This is a genomic window from Streptomyces endocoffeicus (genome assembly GCF_016741935.1).
GTDB classification, from domain to species: Bacteria; Actinomycetota; Actinomycetes; order Streptomycetales; family Streptomycetaceae; genus Streptomyces; species Streptomyces endocoffeicus.
This window is the reverse complement of the sequence record NZ_JAERRG010000123.1, coordinates 1-1,999: the sequence shown is the minus strand read 5'-3', so window position 1 is coordinate 1,999 and position 1,999 is coordinate 1. Positions and strand designations below refer to the sequence as shown.

The window sequence follows — 1,999 nt, the reverse complement described above, 5'->3', positions numbered from 1 at the left end:
GCTCACCTCCCTGGCCGAGGCGTATGTACGCGGTGTCCACGTCGACTGGTCCGCCCTGCTCGGCAACGTCCCCGCGCACACCGCGTGTGACCTTCCGACCTACGCCTTCCAACACCAGCACTACTGGCTCAAGAGCGCCGCCCCCGCCGACGCGGGATCCGTAGACGATCAGCTTCCGGGCATGGCTGAACTGCCCGAGGCGACTGGCGCGTTGACCGCTCGCCTTCGTGGGGAGTCAGCGCAGGAGCAGGAACGCATCCTGCTGGAGACCGTCCGGCAGGAGACCGCAGGCGTCTTGGGTCATCCCTCGCTGGATGCCATTGAACCGGACATGGTGTTCAACCAGATCGGGTTCGACTCGGCCACCGCCGTGCAGTTGCGCAACCGTCTGAACGCACTCACCGACCGGACCCTGCCGACCACCCTGCTCTTTGATTACCCCACGCCCCTGATTCTCGCCGACTTTCTGCGTGACGAGCTCATCGGGGACACGGCCGCCCCGGCCCCGGAGGAGGTAGCGGGGCCAATATCGGCGCCCCTAGCTGTGTCGACCGAACCGGTGGCGATCGTGGGCATGGCGTGTCGACTGCCGGGGGGAGTCTCCACGCCGGAAGAGCTGTGGGAGCTGGTGCTTCACGGGCGGGACGGCATCAGCGACTTCCCGGTGAACCGTGGCTGGGATCTGGAGGGCCTGTTTCATCCGGACCCGGACCACCCCGGCACCAGCTACGCACACGAAGGCGGATTTCTGCACGATGCCGGGGAGTTCGACGCGGGTTTCTTCGGGATCTCGCCACGTGAGGCGCTTGCCGTGGACCCGCAACAGCGTCTGATGCTGGAGACCTCGTGGGAAGCGCTGGAACGGGCCGGGCTCGACCCGACCACCCTGCGGGGCAAGGACGTGGGTGTCTTCTCCGGTGTGACGTACCACAACTACGGGTCGGGCGTAGAGCCGGTGCCCGCCGAGCTCGAGGGCATGCTGGGCCTCGGCGCCTCGGCCAGTGTGCTGTCGGGGCGGGTGTCCTATGCGCTTGGCTTCGAGGGACCGTCGGTCGCGGTGGACACGGCATGTTCCTCATCCCTGGTGGCGTTGCATCTGGCGGCTCAGGCCCTGCGAGCCGGCGAGTGCTCGATAGCGCTGGCCGGTGGTGTCACGGTGATGCCCACGCCCGGCATCTTCATCGCCTTCTCGCGGCAGCGCGGCATGTCGGTCGACGGCCGATGCAAGTCCTTCGCCGCCTCGGCTGACGGTACGGGGTGGGCCGAGGGCGTGGGTGTGTTGGCGCTGGAGCGGCTGTCGGACGCGGAGCGGCTCGGACATCGGGTGTTGGCGGTAGTGCGGGGCAGTGCGGTGAATCAGGACGGTGCGTCGAACGGTCTGACGGCGCCGAATGGTCCGTCGCAGCAACGTGTCATTCGGCAGGCACTGGCCAGTGCGGGTGTGTCGGCCGCCGAGGTGGACGTGGTCGAGGCACATGGCACGGGAACGGCACTGGGCGATCCCATCGAGGCGCAGGCGGTGCTGGCTACGTATGGTCAGGATCGTGATCGGCCGCTGTTGATGGGGTCGTTGAAGTCGAACATCGGCCATGCCCAGGCGGCTGCGGGTGTGGCCGGTGTCATCAAGATGGTGTTGGCATTGCGGCATGGCATCGCGCCTCGAACATTGCATGTGGAGGAGCCGACATTGCAGGTGGACTGGTCGACGGGTGCGGTGGAGCTGCTGACCGAGGAGCGCGTGTGGCCGGAGGTGGTGGGGCGTCCGCGCAGGGCTGGTGTGTCCGCGTTCGGCGTCAGCGGCACCAACGCCCACGTCATCCTGGAACAGGCGGCGCCGGCGGCGACCGATCCGACCGATCCGGTGATGTCCTGGCCGAAGGGTGTCCCTGTGCCGCTGGTGGTGTCCGGGCGGGGTGACGCGGCCTTGCGGGCCCAGGCACGACGCTTGCGGTCCTTCCTTGCGGACGAGCCGCAGCTGGACGTGAGCGAACTCGGCTTT

Annotated in this window: 1 protein-coding gene; it reads left to right on the top strand. The window is 67.9% G+C overall.

Annotation, left to right across the window (positions count from 1 at the left end):
- Nucleotides 1-1,999 (top strand): type I polyketide synthase (locus JK364_RS54135; protein ID WP_230993969.1); only part of this gene is annotated, 1,999 nt, incomplete at both ends.